Origin of the sequence: Nocardia sp. NPDC051463 (assembly GCF_040681975.1) — a bacterium.
Taxonomy (GTDB): Bacteria; Actinomycetota; Actinomycetes; order Mycobacteriales; family Mycobacteriaceae; genus Nocardia.
Window position 1 is genome coordinate 160,791 of sequence record NZ_JBFBAB010000006.1, and the last position, 17,107, is coordinate 177,897.

Sequence of the window (17,107 nt, forward strand, 5' to 3'; positions counted from 1 at the left end):
CACGGCGTGTTTTCGGCCCCCTCGGCCTCGGTTCCGAGCGGTCGAGACTTGCGTCCGGGCGCTTGCGCGAGTACCCGGACATTCGTCGCCCCGGCTTCCCCGCATTTGTTCACTCGGCACCGAGACGGCCCGTGAGCGGGCGCTCGCCACACTCGGACCCGTCGTGGTCGACAATGCGTGGTGGGCCGAGTTCATCGCCATGCGGCCGGTGGTGGCTGCGCGCTGGTCGGTCATGCGGTTCGTGGAGTTGTCGGGGGGAGGGACCATACTGCATACGTGTATTCGGGCATCGGCGATCGCAACGGTCGCAATCACGAGGGCGGCCATCGTGACGGCACAGCCGACGATCGGCCGCGCGATGCCACGGCGGCTTTCGTCGATGCCAGGGCGCTGATCGGATGTCGGCACCGGCTGCATCTCAACGCGGCTCATCCGGAGATGCTGACCGGCGTGACCGAGGATGCCGGGGTTCGGCAGCGACGCGAGGCCGCCTCGGCGCACCGGACGCAGGTGCGGGAAGCGCTGATTGCGGCAGATCCGGACGGCTGGCTGGTGATCGACCCGAAGCTGCGCGCGGGGGAGCGATCCGAGGCGACGTTGCGTGCGTGTGCCGAAGGGACGCACCATATTTGGGGCGGATTGTTGCCGCAGGAACCCGACACCGGCCGACGCGGCGGCTCGGAGATCCTGCTGCGCGACCTCGACCGCGGCGGCTACATCCCGGTGATCGTGGTCAATCACAAGGTGACCGACCCGCGTCAGCCCGAGCCCGCCGCTTTCCATCCGACCACCTCGGATCTGTATCACTGGGATCCACAACCGGATCCGCATCGCAAACTGCGTCAACAGCCGCGCGATCAGCAGCGCCTGGCCCACCTCTATCGGATGCTCCAGCGCCACGGACTGGCCAGCCCGGCCTTGGTCGGTGGCGTGATCGGGTATCACTTCGACCGGATCCTCGTGCACGATCTCGGTCTCCTGCTCACCGATTACGACCGACGCTACGCCGACCGGATCGCGGTGGTTCGCGGCGAATCGCCGACCGTGCCCTCGAAGGTGCCCGAGTGCAGGCAGTGCCCGTGGTGGAGCCGGGGTATTGCCGGCGAGGGCAGCGTCGAAGGCATCAGCTGTGAGGGCTGGTTGACCGAGCATCGGGACGTGAGCCTGGTGGCGCCGGGTTCGCGCGCGGAGGTGCTGCGCGGGCACGGTGTGGAGACCATCGACGATCTGGCCGCCTGGGTCGGCGACGATCCGGAGGACTGGCAGCACGGACCGTTCGACGAAGCCGTGGTGACCGCACGAGCGTGGCTCGCCGGCGCGCCGCTGGTGCGCAGGGTCGACAAGGTATGGGTGCGCCGAGCCGACGTCGAGGTGGATGTGGACCTGGAGAGCTTCCAGGAATACGGCGCCTACCTGTGGGGCACGCTGCTCGACGGGCGGTATCGGCCGTTCGTCACCTGGGATCCGCTGCCGACCGAGGACGAGGGCCGGTCCTTCGGCGAGTTCTGGACCTGGCTGATGACGGTGCGCGCCGAGGCCGCCGCGGCAGGGAAAACCTTTGCCGCCTACTGCTATTCGCGCACTGCCGAAGACAAGTGGCTCTACGAGTCGGCACGCCGGTTCGCGGGGCGACCCGGGGTACCGACGGTCGACCAGGTGCGCTCGTTCGTGGACGGGCCACAGTGGGTGGATATGTTCCAGGCCGTCTCCGACCAGTTCATCTGTCCGAACGGCAAGGGCCTGAAGAAGATCGCGCCGGTCGCGGGCTTCGCTTGGCGCGACCCCGAGGCGGGCGGTGAGGCGTCGATGAGCTGGTATCGCCGCGCCGTCGGCTACGACAGCGAACCCGACCTCGGTCAGCGCACCCGGCTGCTGGAATACAACGAGGACGATGTGCGGGCCACGATGGTACTGCGCGAGTGGATGCACCCGCGCGAACCCGGCCCACACAGCGCGGACCTCGAGGTTCCTGCTCTCGCCGATTTCGCGCGTCGTAGTATCGCGACGTGACAGAGCACGTCGAACAACTCGAGTTCCAGGCCGAAACCCATCAGTTGCTCGAGCTGATGATCCACTCGGTCTATTCGAACAAGGACACGTTCCTACGGGAGCTGATCTCCAACGCTTCCGATGCCCTGGACAAGCTGCGGCTGGAGTCCTACCGGGACAAAGATCTGCACGTCGACACGTCCGATCTGCACATCGAGCTGCAGGTCGAGGCAGACACGCGGATCCTGACCGTGCGGGACAACGGCATCGGCATGTCGCGCGCCGAGGTCGTCGATCTCATCGGCACGCTGGCCAAATCGGGCACCGCGGAGCTGCGCAAGAAGCTGAACGAGGCAAAGAGCACCGCGGCCGCTACCGACGATCCAGCGGAGCTCATCGGCCAGTTCGGCATCGGTTTCTACTCGACCTTCATGGTCGCAGACAAGGTCACGCTGACCACGCGCAGAGCAGGCGAGACCGACGGCACCCGCTGGGAGTCCACCGGACAATCCACCTACACGATCGAGACACTGGACGAGGCGCCGCAGGGCACCACGGTCACGTTGCACCTCAAGCCCGCCGACGAGGACGACCACCTCTTCGACTACACCCAGGAGTGGAAGCTCCGCGAGATCGTCAAGAAGTACTCCGACTTCATCGCGTGGCCGATCCGCATGCAGGTCGAGCGGACCGTCACCGAGGGTGAGGGTGAAGACCAGACCGAGAAGACCATCGTCGAGGACCAGACCCTCAACTCTATGAAGGCGCTGTGGACCCGCCCGAAGAGCGAGGTCAGCGACGAGGAGTACAAGGAGTTCTACAAGCACGTCAGCCACGGCTGGGACGATCCGCTCGAGATCATCCCGATGAAGGCCGAGGGCACCTTCGAGTACCAAGCGCTGCTGTTCGTTCCTTCACATGCGCCGTTCGACCTGTTCACCCGCGAGCACAAGCGTGGGGTGCAGCTCTACGTGAAGCGGGTGTTCATCATGGACAACTGCGAAGAGCTGATGCCGGAATATCTGCGCTTCATCAAGGGCGTGGTGGATGCTCAGGACCTTTCGCTCAACGTTTCGCGCGAGATCCTGCAGCAGGACCGGCAGATCCAGATGATCCGCAAGCGTCTGGTGAAGAAGATCCTTTCAACGGTCAAGGACCTGCAGGGAGCCGAAGACCAGGCGAAGTATCAGACCTTCTGGAAGGAGTTCGGCCGCGTCCTCAAGGAGGGCCTGCTCTCGGACTTCGACAACCGCGAGACCCTGCTGCAGGTGTCGTCGTTCGCCTCGACGAACTCCGACACCGAGCTCACCACCCTGGCGCAGTACGTCGAGCGGATGCCCGACGGCCAGGACGCGATCTACTACATGACCGGCGAGAGCCGTCAGCAGGTCGAGAGCTCTCCACACATGGAGGCTTTCAAGGCCAAGGGCCGCGAGGTGCTGATCCTCATCGACCCGGTCGACGAGATGTGGGTCGGTTCGGTGACCGACTTCGACGGCAAGCCGTTCAAGTCTGTCGCCAAGGGCGAGGTCGATCTGGAATCCGAGGAGGAGAAGAAGGAGTCCGAGGCGCTGCGCGAACAGCAGGACAAGGACTTCGCCGAGGTGCTCACCTGGCTCGGCAAGGCCCTGGACGACAGCGTCAAGGAGGTGCGCCTGACCAGCAGGCTCACCACCTCTCCTGCCTGCCTGGTCGGCGACGTCTTCGACTTCACCCCGATGCTGGAGCGGATGTATCGCGCCTCGGGCCAGCTGGTCCCGGAAACCAAGCGGATTCTCGAGCTCAACCCGACACATCCGCTGGTCACCGGTCTGCGCGACGCCTACGACACCCGCAAAGAGGACGCCGACGCAGGCAAGGTGCCCGAGCTCACCGAAACTGCCGAACTGCTCTACGGCACCGCGGTTCTGGCCGAGGGCGGCGAGCTGAAGGACCCGGCTCGCTTCGCGCACATCCTCACCGATCGGCTCACCCGTACGCTCTGAGCTCATCCGCCTCTCCGCGTCTTCGGGCCAGGTTCAGGCGCGGGGCGGGTGGCGGTGAGGGGGTGGGTGAGTTGGCTGGTACCCCGTGAGTTACCCGTGTGCTCACGAAATCAGTTGTTAGGTGTCGCACCGGGTGACGGGCCCGATCAGCCCGTCACCCGGCGCACTTTCGACGACAATGGCGGCATGGCGGATGGCCCGCCGAGGGTTACGTCTGCGTAGAAATTCTTCGCGCACAGTGATATTCGCATGGGTGGGTAGGGCCTCGAGGGTGGCGCGACTAGCCTTGGGCGAGTCGAAAGGATCGTCCGAATGCCAGGAAACCCGCTCGCGGCCGCGCAACCTTGGGATCTCGTCGCCGACGGATACGCCGAATTCGCGCCCGCGATCATGGAGCCCTTCTCCGCTCGCGCGCTCGAATTGGCGGGATTGTCGGTGGATTCGCAGGTGGTCGATATCGCGGCGGGAACGGGCATGCTGAGTCTGCTCGCGGCCGAACGGGTGGCGCAGGTGCAGGCCATCGATTTCTCCGAACCGATGATCCGCAGGCTCGTTGCGGCCGCGGACGCCGCGGGCCTGACCAATATCGAGGCTCGGGTGGGGGATGGGCAGGCGCTGCCGTTCGGTGCGGACCGATTCGCCGCCGGTTTCTCGATGTTCGGGTTGATGTTCTTCCCGGACCGCGTCAAGGGTTTCGCGGAACTGTTCCGGGTGCTGAGTCCTGGCGGCACCGCGGTGGTGTCGAGCTGGGCGCCGGTCGTGGAGTCGCCGCTCATGCGAATGATGTTCGGCGCCTTCGCCGCCGCCGATCCGAGCATCCAGGAGCCGCAGCCGAACTTCCTGAGCTTGGAGAATCCGGATGTCTTCGCCACCGAAATGCGCACGGCCGGATTCGCGGGCGTGAGCATTCAGCGTCACACCACCTCGCTGACCTTCGGCAGCGCCGAGGAGATGTGGGAAACGATGGTCCGCAGCAGCGCACCGATGGTCCTGATGCGCCGCGACCTCGGTGAAGAAGTCTGGGCCGAGCGGGCCGCGCTCATGCGTGCGTACCTCGCGGACAACTACCGCCCGAATCAGCCGCTGTCCACCACGGCCTTCCTAGGCATCGGCCACAAGCCGCAGCCCTGATATCGCCCGGCTGACGCGAACACCCCGCCACCCGCGGCCGAGCCGGAGTGACGGGGTGCCTGCGCTGGTGCGGCAGGTGGCTACCGCGGGGCCATACGCAGCGCGCCGTCCATGCGGATGGTCTCGCCGTTGAGGTAGTCGTGCTCGACGATGTACTGCGTGAGCTGCGCGTACTCGTCGGGGCGGCCGAGGCGGGACGGGAACGGGACGCCCGCCTCGAGACCCTTGCGGTACTCCTCGGTGACACCGGCCAGCATCGGGGTGTCGATGATGCCGGGGGCGATGGTGTTCACGCGGATACCGAACTGGGCCAGGTCGCGCGCGGCGGGCACAGTCATGCCGTGCACGCCACCCTTGGAGGCGGAGTACGCGATCTGGCCGATCTGGCCTTCGAAGGCGGCGACTGAGGCGGTGTTGATGATGACGCCGCGCTGGCCGTACTCGTCGACCGCGTCGGTCTTGGCGATGGCGTCGGCGGCCAGGCGCATGACGTTGAACGTACCGAGCAGGTTCACCGTGATGACCGTGCGGAACAGCTCCAGGTCGTGCGGGCCGTTCTTGGAAAGGATGCGGCCGGCCCAGCCGACGCCGGCGCAGTTCACGGCGATGCGCAGCGGCACACCGGACTCGACGACCTTGGCGACCGCGGCGCTGACCTCGTCGTTACTGGTGACATCGGCCGGAATCAGGGTGACACCCTCTGGCACGTTGTCGCCCGCGCGCTCGATCGACTGCGGCACGTCGAAGCCGAAGACGGTGGCGCCCAGCTCGGCGAAACGCTTGGCAGTGGCGGCGCCGAGGCCGGATGCGCCTCCGGTGACAATGGCGGCGGAACCCGAAATCTCCACGATGGTCCTCTCGTTCGTGACAGCCAGTTGGCCTTTCGTCAATTGCACCCTAATAGGTGGAGTCGGGCGTGGTCCTTCCGGAGCCCGCGCCGGGCCGAGCGCACGCGAGGGAGTCGCCGAGTCGACCGTGGTGAGAGCCTGGTCACGGCACTCTCTTACCGTTTGTGGTGCGTAAGATTATTTGCGAACAATTATGTTCATCGGTGGTACCGTCGCACTATGAACGTGTTCTCCTCCGTGTCTGTCGCGGATCGGCGAATCCTCATTACCGGTGCGGCACGCGGAATCGGGGCGGCGCTGGCTCGGCAGTTGCACGCGAGCGGGGCCAAAGTCGCGCTGCTGGGGCTGGAGGCGCAGCTGCTGGCCGAGGTGGCGCACGAATGCGGTGACGCGCCGTGGCGCTACTGCGACGTCGCTGACGCAGCACAGGTGGAGCGGGTGGTGGCAACGCTGGTCAGCGAGTTGGGCGGGCTCGATGTCGTGGTCGCCAATGCCGGGGTGGCGCGGCAGCTGGCGCTGCTCGGCGGCGATCCCGCGGTGATGGAGGAGACCCTCGCCGTCAACGTGCTCGGCGTCTACTACACGCTGCGCGCCGCAGGCCCGCACATTTGCCATCCGGCTGGTTACGCACTGATCGTCTCGTCGCTTGCGGCCGCGGTGAATCTGCCGCTGGCCGGGGCGTACAGCGCATCGAAGGCCGCAGCCGAGGCGCTCGGCAACACCCTGCGCAACGAGATCAGACACACCGGCGCCAAAGTGGGCATCGCCTACTTCGCCGAGCTCGACACCGATATGACCACCCGCGGCTTCGGCACCGCTGCCGCGCGGGCCATCCTCGGCCGGTCCACCGTGTCGGGCGTTGCGCCGCTCGGCCCGGCGATCGACGCAGTCGAACGGGCCATCGCCCGTCGCAAGCGCAAGGTTGTTTCGCCGTGGTGGGTGGCCTTGGCACTGCCGTTCCGGCTGATCGCCCAGCGCACTGTCGATATCGCACTGCGCCGCGGGGTCGCGCAGGCGCTCGAGATCGCACGCACCGAACAGGCGCCTTGCACCACCGACCAGCCGTCACGGCCCCGCAGAATGGAGCGACAGTCCTAGTGTGACCGAGTACCGAACCAGACCGAACATCCGGAGCCACCGAATGACCGAACCGGCCAGCACCGTCCGTCAACTTCCCCGGGGCCGCCACGGCCTGCCGAGGGAGCAGGTGATTGCCTCACAGCGCGATCGGATTCTGGACGCGATGGCCGAGGCGATGGCCGAAAACGGTTATGTCGGAACGTCGGTCGCGGCAGTGCTCAAACGAGCCGGAGTCTCGCGTGAGACCTTCTATGAGCAGTTCCGTTCCAAGGAGGACTGTTTCGAGGCGGCCTACGAGCGAGCGGTCGACCAATCGCTGTCCCGTATCGCGGAATCGGCGGCGCCACTCGTTGATTCGGCCGAGGCGGACCAGGACCGACCGGTGTCGCCGGACCTCGAACGGATGGGCCGCATTCTCGGCGCCTACCTCGACGGCCTCGCCGACGAGCCCGCCTATGCCAGGTTGTTCCTCGTCGAGGTCTATGCGGTGGGTTCCACAGCGGTGGCGCGCCGGGCTCTGCTGCAGGAGTCGTTCGTCGGACTGATCGCCGATGTTCTCGGTGCGCGCACCGAGGAGCAGCGCTTCGCCTGTCAGACCCTCGCCGCGGCGATCAGTGCGATGGTCACGGCTCGAATTGCGGTCAACGATCTGGATGGACTTCGTGGGTTGCGCGGGCCGCTACTGGATCTGGTCCGTCGCAGTGGTGATCTGTTCGGGACGGCGATGGTGCACCACGGCGCCGTGCGCGCATGAACAGCACAGCACCGGCGCAGGCGGGTGCGAGGGCGGCGATCGCGGCACCGAGCACCACGCCCATGCCGGGCATCGCCGCAGCAAGCAGGGTCGCGGTACCGAAGTAGAGGAACAGCAATCCGGAGCAGATCCCGATCACGTGTTCCGGGAGATGCTTGCCTACCAGGATCCCGGCTCCGATAGCGAGTGCGTCGGCCGCGACCATGCCGATGGTCGATCCGATCCAGACGCCGAACCAACTGTTGTCAGTGGCGAGCGCGGCGGTCGCGAACATGGTCCGGTCGCCGAGTTCGGCAAGCAGGAAGGCCGAGAGCACCACGAAATACGGCGCGGTCGTCGAGCGTGGCGGCGCGGTGTCGGTGTCGTCGGCTGCGGCGCCGAGGTGCTCACGCAGCGTCCACAGGCCGACGACGAGGAAGGTGATCGCGGCGACCAGGGAGATCGCTCGGGTCGGCAGTGCGGCCCCGAGGAAGAATCCGACGCCGACCGAGATCAGGTGCACCGCCGTGGTAGCGGTGGCGATCGCGCCGAGCACGACCCACCAGCGGTAGCGCAGCGCGAAAGTCAGCGCCATCAGCTGGGATTTGTCGCCGAGTTCGGCTAAGAAGACGATACCGACGCTCAGCAATATCGTGGCGATCATGTGTGCACTCCCGGGTCTCCGGCCTGCCTGCCTGGAGATCGGGGTACGTCTCCGGCCGACAACGAAATAGATGTCTAGGCCGAAGGTCTCGCCCACCGGATCGATACCGGTTCACACCGCCGGACCCGCGCCAGTATGTGGCGGCAGGTCAGTATGTCGACTGCATGATTGGGGGCTACTCCCCTTCGTTGCTTGCGACTGTACCCCGGTTGCTACCGGGCTGCCAACTTGCTGTTGTCGAAATCGCAATGCGCACAATAAGTTTGGTGATCCACGTAGCATTTTTCGGGTACCCTCATGCGGCGAGCAGCATGGCAAGAACCGCAGTGTCGGGATCACTGATCGGGTCCAGTCCCACCCGACTGACCAGCGAGGTGATGGTGCCGTCCGACTCGGTCTCCGCCCAGGCCGCTCGATGCTCGAGCCCCAGGTGTGGGACACCTGGCAGCAGCACGCAGCCCGATGCCGCGCCCGCGCATTCCGGCAGCGAAGGACGAGTTTCCGACGGCGGATGCAGCATCAGGAGGGCTGTCGGCACATGATCGGCAAATCGTCCGGGGGCCAGCGCCTCCGCGCCGAGCACCGGCCCCTCGGCCAGCACCATTCCCACCGTGCCGGGTTGCGGGTCGTCGGGCAGATCCTCGCGGACGCCGAACACGGTCGAGGTGGTCAGCAGCCCCGGCATGGTGGCCACCCGTACGGCGAGCACCAGCACCTGCGCCCATTCCTTGGTGGTATCCGGCCAGCGGCCGGAGATGACGAACCCGCGCAGTGATCCGCGAGCCTGGAACGGCGTGATGCCGATCGGTCCATTCGTGTGCATGGTGCCTCCCGTCATAGAACCCGGGGGCGGCGTTGCCCGTCCTCGTACCCTGGACTCTCGAGAATGGCTTACGAATCACCTGGCACACAAGTACCAAAGAGTGCTAACCAGGCAAAACAGGCCAGCCCGTAGTCGGCGGTGCCGACTACGGGCTGGTGATGTTCGTGCTCCCCGCAGGTCACACTCATTTTCAGGTCGCGCGCGTCGCCGCGAGCTCAGCTACCGACGCCCCCACTCGGCACGATGATGTCTTCCGAGCGAAGCGAGACCGAGCACTAGAGTTCGGGCCCAGACCAAGGGGGCCGCGAACCCGCAGCGCCGCAGGCGCTGCCAAAAACTTATCCGAAGATGAGGCCCTTGGCTTGGCCGACGGCACGCGCGAAGCGCTCCTGCACGTCTTCCCAGTTCACGACGTTCCAGAACGCGGTGACGTAGTCCGCCTTGACGTTCTTGTACTGCAGGTAGAAGGCGTGCTCCCACATGTCGACCTGCAGCAGCGGGATGATGCCGAGCGGCACGTTGGCCTGCTGGTCGTACAGCTGGAAGGTCAGCAGCTTCTGGCCGAGCGTGTCGTAACCGAGCACCGCCCAGCCGGAGCCCTGCAGACCGTTGGCCGCGGCGGTGAACTGCGCGCGGAACTTGTCGAAGGAGCCGAACTGGTCGTCGATCGCGGCGGCCAGTTCGCCGACCGGCTTGTCGCCACCGTTGGGGGACAGGTTCTTCCACCAGATGGAGTGGTTGACGTGGCCGCCGAGGTGGAAGGCCAGGTTCTTCTCGTTCAGGAAGATGGCGGCGTGATCGCCGGCCTCGCGGGCTGCCTCGAGCTTCTCCAGCGCGGAGTTGACGCCCGCGACGTAGGCGGCGTGGTGCTTCGAATGGTGGATCTCGTTGATCTGCCCGGAGATGTGGGGCTCCAGGGCGCTGTAGTCGTAATCCAGATCTGGCAACGTGTACTCAGCCACGATGTCCCTTCCTAATGTCGGGCTGTGTGCCCTCGTCTTCGAGCACACTCAGCCATCATTCGTACACCCGCTCGGTTCCAACCGGGCCGTGTACCCCCGCATTCCTTCCCTCGATACGATCGGCGCTTCGGTTGTCCCTCGCCGTGCGAACCTACCGACTGATTTCCTGAGCACAAGGCGTAACTCGCCCGGGTCACGCAGAACTCTGCCGAGTACTCGACCGTTCATCCCGCGACGCGACTATCCGGGCCCCTACGATCGGCAGCGGACGCGCACTGGCCAAGGCGCTTAGCATTGAAACCATGTCCTGGTATGACGAATTAGTCGGGCGGGTGCGCCTTCCGGAGCCGGTCATGGTGTCACCGGAACGAGCGCTGCCAGGGCGCGCCGAGCCGCTGGTGGTTCCCGAGACGCATGAGGTCAACGGGCATCCGATCCATCCGCCGTTCCCGGAGAATATGCAGGTCGCGGTGGTGGCGATGGGCTGTTTCTGGGGTGCCGAGAAGGAGTTCTGGCAGATCGAGGGCGTCTACTCGACCGCAGTCGGCTATGTCGGCGGTTATACGCCGAACCCGACCTACGAGGAAGTGTGCAGCGGGCGCACCGGTCATACCGAGTCCGTGCTCGTCGTCTTCGATCCCGAGGCGATCGACTACGCCGGTGTCCTGCGGCATTTCTGGGAGAACCACGATCCGACGCAGGGCATGCGGCAGGGCAACGATCGCGGAACCCAGTACCGCTCGGCGGTTTTCACGCTGAGTCCGGAGCAGGCAGAGATCGCGTACGCCACCGCGAGGGCGTACGGCGTGCGGCTCGCGGCAGCCGGTTATGGCCAGATCACCACGGAGATCGCCGAACTTTCCGACCTGTCCGGGTTCTATTACGCCGAGGGCTACCACCAGCAGTACCTGGCCAAGAATCCCGGCGGCTACTGCCCGGTGCACGCCACCGGAGTGAGCTGCCCGGTGGGCTCGGGCGCCTGAGCGGCGGGGCCACAAAGGAAACCGCACATCCGGTGGACCGGATGTGCGGTGCGCGTGTGTAGTTGGTCAGAGCTGTGGCACGATGCCGGGGCGCATGGTCTGCGGATCGCCCGCGTCGTGGGCCTTCCACCAGCGCACCCCGCCCTCGATGAACTCGGCCAGCGGGATTTCCCGGCCGTTCTGGTCGTGGATGGCCATGTTGTCGAACCACACGCGTACATCCAGCTCGCGTGGATCGATGCCTTCCTCCTGTGAAAACTCCAGCACGTGCGCCGAAACGTCGTCACCGATCTTGGTGTCGAAGCTGAGCAGTTCGCTCCACAGCGCCCAGCCGCTGTCGTCGACATCGATGAATTCCCAGCCGTGCAGCCGTCCACCACCGAAACTGCGGATTGCCTCGTCCAGCCCATCGAGCTGCAAGGGCAGCACCGTCGCGGCCAGATCGTCCCAGCGCTGGATGCGCATCGAGGCGGCGACACGGCCGACGCCGCTGAATGTCAGCCGTACTCGGTTTCCCTCTGGCGCAGGTCCGTCCTGTGGAAGTGTCAACACTTCCAGGTCCAGACTCAGTCGACGACCCGCCTCGTCAACCTCCAGTCCTAGGCATGTGGCCTCGGACAGAGCGGTGTTGAGCCCAGCCGTATCCAATCCGTCGAGTAGCCCCCTGCTCACGTTCATAGCTCCAGGCTACCGACAGCACCTGTTGGAACCCGGTATTTCAGTTTTTCGCTAGTGTTCTCGTTTTTATGGAACCGAATCGACCGCGGCGCCGTCCAAGGAGATATCGGGTCCTGCTGGCCGCTGGTCCCGAAGCTGCGGCGAATGACCGCTCCGGGATGGCCAGGAGGGGAGTCTCGGATCGGTCGTTCGTATCGCTCGGTTCGCCGCAGGGATGCTGCGAGCGGGTGACTCGTCAGAATTCGGTGGCGTTGCCTTCTCGAATCCAGTGGACTTACCCCCGTTGCGGGTGGTGTGCTGCTCGATAGCCGAGGCCTGTGGATCAAGTTGTGGAATATGTGGATAACTCCGATGGAGATTTGCACAAGCGACCCCGTAGCGGGGGGTCCGACAGGATCCAGAAGGACAGAACATACCCGAGATATCCGGCCGCTGTCGAGGCCATTCCCTGTCATGGCGGGGGAGTCTCCGGTGCAGCGTGCGCCCACAACTCCCCGGCAGTGCGGCGACCATGGCAGGATCGAAGAGTGACGAGCCCTGAGGTCCCGTCGGTGCCGGTGCAAGCCGTGCCCGGCGAATTCGACAATCCCGCTGACGACACCGCGGCCGACGCCGCCCGGGCGATTCTGCTCGACGTGCGCGAGGATGACGAATGGCAGCTCGGGCACGCGCCGGGCGCGATTCACATTCCCATGGTCGACGTGCCCGCTCGGGTAGATGAGCTGGACTACGACGCCGATCTCTATGTCATCTGCAGGCAGGGCGGTCGGTCGATCGAGGTGGTCAAGTACCTCACCCACGTCGGTTTCGACGCGGTGCACGTCATGGGTGGCATGGTGGCATGGCAGCAGTCGGGCCGTCCGCTGGTCGCTGTCGGCGACCACCAGGCGAAGATCTACTGACGGAAAGAGCGAGGTGCTCGGCATGAGCGTCAGGCCCGGAGGCGGCAGCCTGGGTAACCACGGCGGGCCCGCGAATGCCGCAAAGGAGGCACTGTGAGTACGGTGGTGCAACCTTGCGCGCGCTGTGGCGCGCGCTGGGCCGTGCAGACGACCCCGATGCACTGGTGCCCACGCTGCCGAGGCGTGTTGCTGTCACCTGCTCCGATCGACGCCCCCGCCGAGCGCCGCAACTACCGCTGGGTCGCGCGCAGGCCCGACCAACGCGTACGCCGGGCTTCGACCTCGGGACGAGCCGGTCGGTCGGCCGAAACACCGCACTACGCCGAGATGCCTCGGTGGGGACTGTCGGACCCGAAAGCCGAGCCCGCCGCCGCCCCGAAGCGTCGGCTGGCCCCCTTCTCGGACCGGGTTGTTTCACTGCTGCTCGCCACAGCGGCGGTGTACGCCGTTGCGTGCCTCGCCGAACTCGGGCGATACGGGATTCTGCTGCGCAACCGCACCCGGCTGGTGAATCCGATACTGCTCACCATTTCCGACTACGTGCTGTTGATTTCCGCTGTGCTCGGACTGATGCTGGCGCTGGCTACCGCATTGGCGTTGCTCGGCTGGCTGATCGAGACGCGACGGAGCGCCTACGCGCGGTCCGGGCGACGGGACCCTCGATCGGTGCGCACGCTCGCCCTCGGCTGCCTGATTCCGGTGGTGAACCTGTTGTGGCCCGGCGTATTTCTGACCGAGGCCGCGACGGTGTCCGCGCAGGACCGGCCTGCTGATCCTCGACTGTTGCGGGCAATCCGGATCTGGTGGTGCGGCTGGGTGTTCGGCGGCCTTGTCGTGGTCACCGCGCTGCTGTGGCGGACCGCGGATTCTTTGCAGGTCAAGGCGGATGGGGTGATGTTCACCGCGTTCACCGATGCCAGCGCCGTCGGGGTCGCGTTGCTGACCCTGTGGCTGATGCGGGTGATCGAGGGCCGGGATCTGTTCGGCCACACCAGGATCGCGCGCCGCTGGGTGATCGCGGTCGATCCGCAGGTGCCGGTCATCGAGCCGGTGCAGCCGGGCGGCACGGCCGAAGCAGCACAGCTCGGCTCCGCGAATTCAGCGCAGCGTGGTGCTGCGGATACCGTCAGCAGCAAGGATCAGGACAACGCCAGCAGCGCTGTGCACCGTGAGCACGAGGAGGTTATGGCCAAGTGAGCCAGGGCAGTCGCGCACCGTTCGTGGTCGCACACCGGGGAGCCTCGGCGGCGCGACCCGAGCACACACTCGCCGCCTACGAGCTCGCGCTGCAAGAAGGCGCCGACGGTGTGGAATGTGACGTCCGGCTGACCAGGGACGGGCACCTGGTCTGCGTGCACGATCGCACCGTCGATCGAACCTCCTCGGGAACTGGGCCGGTGAGCGAGATGACCCTCGACGAACTCAAGGAGCTCGACTTCGGTGCCGACGGCGCACCATCGGCCGTGCTCACACTCAGCGAACTGATCGAGTTGGTGCTCGACTGGCGCAGCCGGCCCACCAAGCTGTTCATCGAAACCAAGCATCCCGTCCGCTACGGCGCACTGGTGGAGAACAAACTGCTCGCCGAACTCCAGCGTTTCGGAATCGCGACACCGGCTTCGGCCGACCACTCTCGTGCGGTGGTCATGTCCTTCGCGGCCACCGCGGTATGGCGGATCCGCCGCTCCGCGCCACTGCTGCCGACCGTCTTGCTCGGCGAATCATCGCGCTACCTGGGCGGTGGCGCCGCGACCACCGTCGGCGCCACCGCGGTCGGCCCGTCGGTGAAAACCCTGCGCGAACACCCCGACCTGGTCGACAAGGCCGCCGCCGCGGGCCGCGCCACCTACTGCTGGACCGTCGACGACCCCGACGACGTCCGCCTCTGCGCCGACCTCGGCGTCAGCTGGGTCGCCACCAACCATCCCGGCCGCACCAAAGCCCTTCTATAGCTGGGGTTTTTGGCAGCGCCTGCGGCGCCGCGAACTCTAATGCTCGGTCTCGCTGTGCTCGGGAGGTGTCATCGTGCCGAGTGGCCGTGTTGGTCTTTGAGGTTGCGACTTTGGTAGATGCGGTGGGGTTGTTCGGGAGGTGTGAAAGGCCCCGAACTCTAGTGGTTCTCGCTTCGCCTGGGAGGTGTCGTCGTGCCGGGCGGGTGGGTTGGTAGTTGAGTTTGCGACTTTGTGCGCTCCGGTCGTTCGGGAGCGAGACGGGCCGCGAATATTGGCGCCGGTATCGCTGCGTTCGGAAGATGTCATCGTGCCGAGTGGGGTTGTTGGTGACTGAGGTTGCGACTAGGTGGACGCGGTTGGGCCGTTGGAGGTGGGGCCGGGCCGCGAACTCAGTGCTGGTCCTCGCTGTGCTCGGCAGGTGTCATCGTGTCGAATGGTCGCCGGCGTGCGTCGGTTGGTGACACGGGGTGCGCCGCGAGGTCGGCGATGCCTCGGCGCGTCAGGGGCCCGCGAACCGCTGTGCCGACGGCGCTGCAGTAGGTTTTTGCGCGTGGGTAAGAGCAAGCGCAATAGTCCGAAGCCCGGGGGCAACCGGGCGCAGCGTCTCGCCGAGCGGCGGGCGGTGCTGGAGCAGTCGGGACAGGGTGTCGCGCGCCCGTTCGAGGGGCTGGCCGCGGAGTGCGATCTTGTCGCGCTACGTGAGTTCGTGCCGTCGGCGACCGCGACGCTGAAGCTGTCGCCCGATGTCGCGGCGGAGCGGTCGGTGGTGCTGGCCACGGTGCTGCCCGGTGCGGTCGCCGCGTTGGTGCGTGCGGGGGATCAGCCGACCGGCTACGTCGGCACGCAGGTCCAGTTCCAAGGTGCGGATCCGGCTGCCGATCTCGCGGCCGCGATTTTGTGGACGCAGTCGGCGGAGCCGGGCGAATCGCTTTCTGCTGCGCAGAGTGTGGCGGGCGGGCCGCGGCTGGCCGATGTGATCGATCCCGGTGCCGATCTAGAGCTCACAGTGCATCAGGATTTCGACTGGTGGGTGCCCGAAGGCGTGCAGCCCGATCCGCAGGTTGCCGCGACCATCGAGCAGGCCAAGCAGGCGATCATGCCGTCGGCGCGGCTGGATCTGGGCGGCGATTCGATCGGTGCCGCGTGGTGGGTCGATGCGGGTGAGAAGGCGCATGTGCGCTGGGTTCGGCCGGAAGACGAGGATGCGCTGATGCTCGCGCTGGCCAGGCTGCACGCTGCGGGCGGGCTGCACCTGGGCGAGAGTTCGCGTTTCGCTGGGTCGTTCCGTACCCACGGTCTGCTGGTGCCGGTGTTCGATCTCGATCCCGAGCTGCACGCCACCGAATGGACCAAGCCCGCTATCGAGTTCGGCGCGCGGTTGTCGGAGGCGCTGGCGAAGGATGCGCCGCTTTCGGCCGACGAGCGTCGCTCCCGGGATGGTCTGCGGTCGCGTCAGATCACCTTGCGGTAAACCGAAAAAATCTCAGAGAATTTTGTGAAATACCCTCCTTTCTAATCAGCTCTCGGTTAGGTTCTCTTCATCACCGAAAGATGGTGGTGGTGAGGACAACCTCACCGATCTGATGAGGAAGATAGGAACATCATGGAAGCGATCCTCGCACTGCTCAAGACGCTGCTCAGCACCCTGAGTGCCAAGTAAAGCATCTTGCAGAAACGTTGACGGCGGGGTTGTCGACACCGCCCTCGATTTACCAGCGACAGGCCCAGCTCGTCGTGACGAGCTGGGCCTGATTGCATGGAGAATACTTTCGACTAGACGGTGCCGCCCGCAGCGGAAGGAGCGCCGGACGTATCGCTCGGGCCGCTCATTTCCCGCGCGATGAAATCTTCGAGGTCGAACAGGTTCGCCCCGGCACGATCGGCAATGGTGAGCAGTGTCGTCATGTTGGCGACCTCCTCGACCTGTTCCTTGAGGAACCATTGCATGAACTGTTCACCGAGGTAATCGCCCTCTTCGCGGGCAGTGCTCGCCAATTGGATGATCTGGTCGGTGACGGCCTTTTCCTGAGCGAGTGCCAACGCAATGGGTTCGCGGACATTCTCGAATTGGGATTTAGCACTGTCGATACCCGACAGTTCGATGCTGATATCCCGATCGAGGAAGTACTGCACGATCATCATCGCGTGGTTGCGCTCTTCGACTGCCTGCGCATAGAAGCGCTTGGCCAGCTGCGGCAGATCTGCATTGTCGAACCACACCGCGATAGCGATGTATTGATGCTCGGCGTTGAATTCATGCCGGATCTGGTCATGAAGCAGGCCGTGGAATTTGCTGCGCGGGGACTCCGGATGGCTGGACATGGGAGCGACATTAGCGCTGGTCAACGCGCGTGTCATCCAAGTGCAACCTTATTGA

General features: G+C 65.7%; 16 protein-coding genes. 10 read left to right on the top strand and 6 right to left on the bottom strand.

What is annotated here, in order from left to right; all coding sequences use genetic code 11:
- Positions 1-390 precede the first annotated feature (390 nt).
- The 3 genes from AB0M74_RS11730 (at position 391) to AB0M74_RS11740 (ending at position 5,105) form a co-directional block, all read left to right on the top strand.
- Positions 391-2,010 (top strand): TM0106 family RecB-like putative nuclease, encoded by a 1,620-nt coding sequence (locus AB0M74_RS11730; protein ID WP_364905359.1) that lies wholly within the window; start codon positions 391-393, stop codon positions 2,008-2,010.
- Positions 2,007-3,974 (top strand): molecular chaperone HtpG, encoded by a 1,968-nt coding sequence (htpG, locus tag AB0M74_RS11735; RefSeq protein WP_364905091.1) that lies wholly within the window; start codon positions 2,007-2,009, stop codon positions 3,972-3,974. Before AB0M74_RS11730 ends, htpG begins: the two co-directional genes overlap by 4 nt.
- Positions 3,975-4,286: 312 nt before the next feature.
- Positions 4,287-5,105: a class I SAM-dependent methyltransferase gene (locus AB0M74_RS11740; RefSeq protein WP_364905094.1), complete on the top strand. Its 819-nt coding sequence runs from the start codon at positions 4,287-4,289 to the stop codon at positions 5,103-5,105.
- An 80-nt stretch (positions 5,106-5,185) separates the two neighbouring features.
- Here AB0M74_RS11740 and AB0M74_RS11745 read toward each other — a convergent pair whose 3' ends face one another.
- Complete coding sequence (locus AB0M74_RS11745) at positions 5,186-5,953, bottom strand: SDR family NAD(P)-dependent oxidoreductase (protein WP_364905097.1); 768 nt, start codon at positions 5,951-5,953, stop codon at positions 5,186-5,188.
- A 219-nt stretch (positions 5,954-6,172) separates the two neighbouring features.
- On the opposite strand from AB0M74_RS11745, the gene AB0M74_RS11750 reads away from it, so the two are divergent.
- Both AB0M74_RS11750 and AB0M74_RS11755 read left to right on the top strand, forming a co-directional pair.
- Positions 6,173-7,051: an SDR family NAD(P)-dependent oxidoreductase gene (locus AB0M74_RS11750; protein ID WP_364905099.1), complete on the top strand. Its 879-nt coding sequence runs from the start codon at positions 6,173-6,175 to the stop codon at positions 7,049-7,051.
- Positions 7,052-7,094: 43 nt separating this feature from the next.
- Entirely contained in the window at positions 7,095-7,787 is a 693-nt protein-coding gene (locus AB0M74_RS11755) for a TetR/AcrR family transcriptional regulator (protein WP_364905102.1), read from the top strand.
- Here the strand turns inward: AB0M74_RS11755 and AB0M74_RS11760 are convergent.
- The 3 genes from AB0M74_RS11760 to AB0M74_RS11770 form a co-directional block, all read right to left on the bottom strand.
- On the bottom strand, positions 7,675-8,430 hold the full coding sequence (locus tag AB0M74_RS11760) for a TMEM165/GDT1 family protein (RefSeq protein ID WP_364905105.1): 756 nt from the start codon (positions 8,428-8,430) through the stop codon (positions 7,675-7,677). The two genes, AB0M74_RS11755 and AB0M74_RS11760, sit on opposite strands and share 113 nt — an antisense overlap.
- A gap of 295 nt (positions 8,431-8,725) precedes the next feature.
- A complete protein-coding gene (locus AB0M74_RS11765) occupies positions 8,726-9,253 on the bottom strand; it encodes a peptidase (protein WP_364905108.1) in 528 nt (175 codons plus the stop codon).
- 338 nt (positions 9,254-9,591) lie between these two features.
- Complete coding sequence (locus AB0M74_RS11770; RefSeq protein ID WP_364905112.1) at positions 9,592-10,215, bottom strand: superoxide dismutase; 624 nt, start codon at positions 10,213-10,215, stop codon at positions 9,592-9,594.
- Between the two features lie 302 nt (positions 10,216-10,517).
- Between AB0M74_RS11770 and msrA the strand changes: the two genes are divergently transcribed.
- Positions 10,518-11,198: a peptide-methionine (S)-S-oxide reductase MsrA gene (gene msrA / locus AB0M74_RS11775; RefSeq protein ID WP_364905114.1), complete on the top strand. Its 681-nt coding sequence runs from the start codon at positions 10,518-10,520 to the stop codon at positions 11,196-11,198.
- A gap of 66 nt (positions 11,199-11,264) precedes the next feature.
- On the opposite strand, the gene AB0M74_RS11780 is transcribed toward msrA, so the two are convergent.
- Positions 11,265-11,876, bottom strand: coding sequence for a hypothetical protein (locus tag AB0M74_RS11780; protein ID WP_364905117.1), 612 nt, complete (start codon positions 11,874-11,876; stop codon positions 11,265-11,267).
- A gap of 527 nt (positions 11,877-12,403) precedes the next feature.
- Between AB0M74_RS11780 and AB0M74_RS11785 the strand changes: the two genes are divergently transcribed.
- From AB0M74_RS11785 to AB0M74_RS11800, 4 genes are all read left to right on the top strand, one after another.
- Entirely contained in the window at positions 12,404-12,778 is a 375-nt protein-coding gene (locus AB0M74_RS11785; protein ID WP_364905120.1) for a rhodanese-like domain-containing protein, read from the top strand.
- Positions 12,779-12,871: 93 nt separating this feature from the next.
- The gene (locus AB0M74_RS11790) at positions 12,872-13,975 is read left to right on the top strand and encodes a DUF4328 domain-containing protein (protein ID WP_364905122.1); all 1,104 of its coding nucleotides are present in this window, start codon (positions 12,872-12,874) and stop codon (positions 13,973-13,975) included.
- Entirely contained in the window at positions 13,972-14,730 is a 759-nt protein-coding gene (locus AB0M74_RS11795; RefSeq protein WP_364905125.1) for a glycerophosphodiester phosphodiesterase, read from the top strand. Before AB0M74_RS11790 ends, AB0M74_RS11795 begins: the two co-directional genes overlap by 4 nt.
- A gap of 550 nt (positions 14,731-15,280) precedes the next feature.
- Positions 15,281-16,201: a DUF5926 family protein gene (locus tag AB0M74_RS11800; RefSeq protein WP_364905127.1), complete on the top strand. Its 921-nt coding sequence runs from the start codon at positions 15,281-15,283 to the stop codon at positions 16,199-16,201.
- Between the two features lie 302 nt (positions 16,202-16,503).
- Here AB0M74_RS11800 and AB0M74_RS11805 read toward each other — a convergent pair whose 3' ends face one another.
- Positions 16,504-17,052 (bottom strand): ferritin, encoded by a 549-nt coding sequence (locus tag AB0M74_RS11805; RefSeq protein WP_364905130.1) that lies wholly within the window; start codon positions 17,050-17,052, stop codon positions 16,504-16,506.
- Between the last annotated feature and the right edge of the window lie 55 nt (positions 17,053-17,107).

What these genes read in the sequence shown, in the direction of transcription:
- AB0M74_RS11780 (WP_364905117.1), bottom strand. Translation starts at nt 11,876, where the DNA reads ATGAACGTGAGCAGGGGGCTACTCGACGGATTGGATACGGCTGGGCTC.
- AB0M74_RS11740 (WP_364905094.1), top strand. Translation starts at nt 4,287, where the DNA reads ATGCCAGGAAACCCGCTCGCGGCCGCGCAACCTTGGGATCTCGTCGCC.
- AB0M74_RS11755 (WP_364905102.1), top strand. Translation starts at nt 7,095, where the DNA reads ATGACCGAACCGGCCAGCACCGTCCGTCAACTTCCCCGGGGCCGCCAC.
- AB0M74_RS11805 (WP_364905130.1), bottom strand. Translation starts at nt 17,052, where the DNA reads ATGTCCAGCCATCCGGAGTCCCCGCGCAGCAAATTCCACGGCCTGCTT.
- AB0M74_RS11750 (WP_364905099.1), top strand. Translation starts at nt 6,173, where the DNA reads ATGAACGTGTTCTCCTCCGTGTCTGTCGCGGATCGGCGAATCCTCATT.
- AB0M74_RS11765 (WP_364905108.1), bottom strand. Translation starts at nt 9,253, where the DNA reads ATGCACACGAATGGACCGATCGGCATCACGCCGTTCCAGGCTCGCGGA.
- AB0M74_RS11760 (WP_364905105.1), bottom strand. Translation starts at nt 8,430, where the DNA reads ATGATCGCCACGATATTGCTGAGCGTCGGTATCGTCTTCTTAGCCGAA.
- msrA (WP_364905114.1), top strand. Translation starts at nt 10,518, where the DNA reads ATGTCCTGGTATGACGAATTAGTCGGGCGGGTGCGCCTTCCGGAGCCG.